Origin of the sequence: Micromonospora sp. D75, assembly GCF_018070405.1 — a bacterium.
GTDB classification, from domain to species: domain Bacteria; phylum Actinomycetota; class Actinomycetes; order Mycobacteriales; family Micromonosporaceae; genus Micromonospora; species Micromonospora chalcea.
Genome location: NZ_JAGPXV010000794.1, coordinates 1 through 2,295, shown reverse-complemented (window position 1 = coordinate 2,295; position 2,295 = coordinate 1). Strand labels below are relative to the sequence as shown.

General features: G+C 74.5%; 4 protein-coding genes. All 4 read left to right on the top strand.

Annotation, left to right across the window (positions count from 1 at the left end):
* Nucleotides 1–55 precede the first annotated feature (55 nt).
* Complete coding sequence (locus KBX39_RS29115) at nt 56–469, top strand: nuclear transport factor 2 family protein (protein WP_064447407.1); 414 nt, start codon at nt 56–58, stop codon at nt 467–469.
* Nucleotides 466–1,470, top strand: coding sequence for a zinc-binding dehydrogenase (locus tag KBX39_RS29110; RefSeq protein WP_210873609.1), 1,005 nt, complete (start codon nt 466–468; stop codon nt 1,468–1,470). The genes KBX39_RS29115 and KBX39_RS29110 overlap by 4 nt, the downstream gene beginning before the upstream one ends.
* On the top strand, nt 1,467–1,796 hold the full coding sequence (locus tag KBX39_RS29105) for a TIGR04076 family protein (protein WP_043325197.1): 330 nt from the start codon (nt 1,467–1,469) through the stop codon (nt 1,794–1,796). The genes KBX39_RS29110 and KBX39_RS29105 overlap by 4 nt, the downstream gene beginning before the upstream one ends.
* The coding region (locus tag KBX39_RS29100) for an LLM class flavin-dependent oxidoreductase (RefSeq protein WP_210873607.1) at nt 1,793–2,295 on the top strand (503 nt) is incomplete at its 3' end. The genes KBX39_RS29105 and KBX39_RS29100, both read left to right, overlap by 4 nt.

Genomic DNA, 2,295 nt, shown 5'->3' with positions numbered 1-2,295 from the left:
GGGTGATGAAGGGCGGGCAGATCGCCCGCGACGACCGCAACCAGGAGGAGACGCGATGACCTTCGCGCAGGCAGGCGCGGCGGAGATCGCCGCCGGCATCGACGACATGTACGACGCGTTCCTCGCCGGGGACCAGCAGCGGTTCGACACGCACCTGGACCCCGAGGTGACCACCTGGGAGACGCACCTGCCGGGACCGCTGCGGACCCGGGCCGAGCTGGACGAGTACCGCGCCCAGCGGGACGCCGCCGGTCAGCGGCCCCGGCTGGCGGTGCTCGCCGCGCGGGGCAAGCGCATCGACGTGTGGGACGACTTCGGCGTGGCCCGGTACGAGCTGGTCGCGCAGCTCGGCCCGGACGACGAGCCGGAGATCACCCGGGTCACCGACGTGGTGCGCCGGGTCGACGGCCGCTGGGTGATCGTGCACCACCACGCCGAGCTGGTCCGGGAACCGGTGGGCGCGGCATGATCCGGCGGCTGGTCGCCGGGCGGACCGGTGAACCGGCGGACGTGCTGTCGGTCGCCGAGCTGCCCGACGACCCGCCGCCCGGCCCCGGCCAGGTGCGCCTCGCCGTCCGTACGGTCGGGCTGAACTTCCTGGACGTCATGCTCTGCCGGGGCGAGTACCCGGTGCGGCCGGATCCGCCGATGACGCCGGGGGTGGAGGCGGCCGGGCGGGTCGTCGCCGCCGGCGACGGGGCCGGGCACCTGCTGGGTCAGGAGGTGCTGGCCTGCCCGGCGCTGCCGCGCGGCGCGCTCGGCACCACAGTCACAGTGGACGCCGCGGTGGTGGTGCCGCGGCCGTCCACCGTCGACCCGGTCACCGCGGCGGCGTTGCCGGTCACCTATCAGACCGCGTGGTTCGCGCTGGAGCGGGCGGGCGTCACCGCCGGGCAGACGGTGCTGGTGCACGCCGGCGCGGGCGGTGTCGGCATCTCCGTCATCCAGCTCGCGGTCGCCCGCGGCGCCCGGGTCCTCGCCACCGCCGGCGGCCCGGTCAAGACGGCGATCTGCCGCGACCAGGGCGCCGAGGTGGCGATCGACTACACGGCGGAGGACTTCGTGGCCGCCGTGCGGGAGGCCACCGGCGGGCGGGGCGTGGACGTCGTGGTGGACCCGGTGGGCGGCGACGTGTTCGCCCGCTCCTGGGAGTGCCTCGCCTTCGAGGGCCGCCTGGTCGCGGTGGGCGCTGCCGGTGGCGCGCCGCCGCCCGTCGATCCGCTGCGGCTGATGGCGGCGAACGCGACGCTGGTGGGCCTGTCCTGGGGCTCGCAGTACCCGTGGCAGCGCCCGTCCGCGGTCGAGGCCGCCTACCAGGAACTGTTCGACATGTGCGCCTCCGGCGCGGTCCGGCCGCCGGTCAGCCGCCTCGTGTCGCTGGACGAGACGCCCGCGGCGCTCACCGAGCTGGCCGAACGCCGGACCACCGGCAAGATCATCGTACGGATCGACGAAGGGGAGGGGCCGTGAGCGACACCGCCGACGGCGACATGGAGATCTACGACCTGAAGGTGACAGTCGACCGGATCGAGGGCCGGTCGGTGTGCGGCATGGCCGTGGGCGACTCCTTCGAGCTGACCAACAGCGCCCACCTGCGGCTGCCCGAGGGCAAGCACTTCTGCGTGTACGCGCTCGCGTCCGTGCTGCCCTTCCTCGCCGCCAAGCAGCGTGACCTGGCGCCGGGGGACTGGCTGGCCCAGGACTCCCACTTCATCTGCCCCGACCCGGAGGAGCGGCTCGTCATGAAGGTGGAACGGACCTGCCGGCGCACGATGAACTCGGCGGACCTGACATGACCGTCGAGATCGGACTCGGCCTGCAGAGCGACAAGCCGGCCGGCGCGTACGCCCGGCTGGCCCGCGCCGCCGAGGCGCACGGCTTCGACGTGCTCACCGTCTTCGGCGACCTGATGTACCAGCCGCCGATCTTCCCGCTGCTGGAGATGGCTCAGGCGACCGAGCGGGTACGCCTCGGCGCGGCCTGCCTGAACCCGTACTCGATGGCCCCGTACGAGATCGCCGGTCAGCTCGCCGCCCTGGACCTGGCCTCGCACGGGCGGGCCTACCTCGGCCTGGCCCGGGGGACCTGGCTGGGTTCGGTCGGCCTGCCGCAGCCGCGGCCGCTGACCACCATCGAGGAGGCCGTCCAGGTCGTCTACCGCCTGCTGCGCGGCGACCGCAGCGGCTTCACCGGAAAGGTCTTCTCGCTGGAGGCCGGCACCGCGCTGCGCTACGACGTGCAGCGGCCCGACCCGCCGCTGCTGCTGGGCGCGTGGGGTCCGCAGGGCGCGGCGCT

Coding starts and splice junctions, on each gene's coding strand:
- KBX39_RS29115 (WP_064447407.1), top strand. CDS start 56: ATGACCTTCGCGCAGGCAGGCGCGGCGGAGATCGCCGCCGGCATCGAC.
- KBX39_RS29110 (WP_210873609.1), top strand. CDS start 466: ATGATCCGGCGGCTGGTCGCCGGGCGGACCGGTGAACCGGCGGACGTG.